Below are 364 nucleotides of genomic sequence, written 5' to 3'. Positions count from 1 at the left end.
TTCTCTCAAGCCATCACCCTTTTTCTCAACATCATCGAAGCCAGTGAGGCTTATCGATCCAACCCTAATCCGGCTAACGCCACAGCACTTGCGCTCAGCACTGCCGATTGTGAAATATTAAAAACATTCACCATTGACACAGCAGCACTGCATGCCGAACAAGCATTACAAGAAGCCGAATCAATCAATAACCACATCACGACACTGCGAAAAGCCAGAAAAGCTGCTCTGGATGAAGCTGCGCAAGCCTGCGCGGAATAAAACACGCAACGTTAAAACCAATCTAACCGTTCGAACTGAGTAGCCCAAAGGGCGTATCGAAGTCTGCGCTGGCGCATGCAATCCTTCGATACGCTACGCTACT

The 364-nt window shown here is 48.6% G+C and carries 1 protein-coding gene; it reads left to right on the top strand.

The window, feature by feature from the left end; genetic code table 11:
- On the top strand, positions 1–261 hold a 261-nt coding region (locus ACVBEF_RS21370), incomplete at its 5' end, for a hypothetical protein (RefSeq protein WP_447125901.1).
- Positions 262–364: the final 103 nt, after the last annotated feature.

This window comes from Glaciimonas sp. GG7 (genome assembly GCF_052976905.1).
Note: the sequence above shows the minus strand (reverse complement) of the source record. Positions and strands in the feature narration are given on the sequence as shown.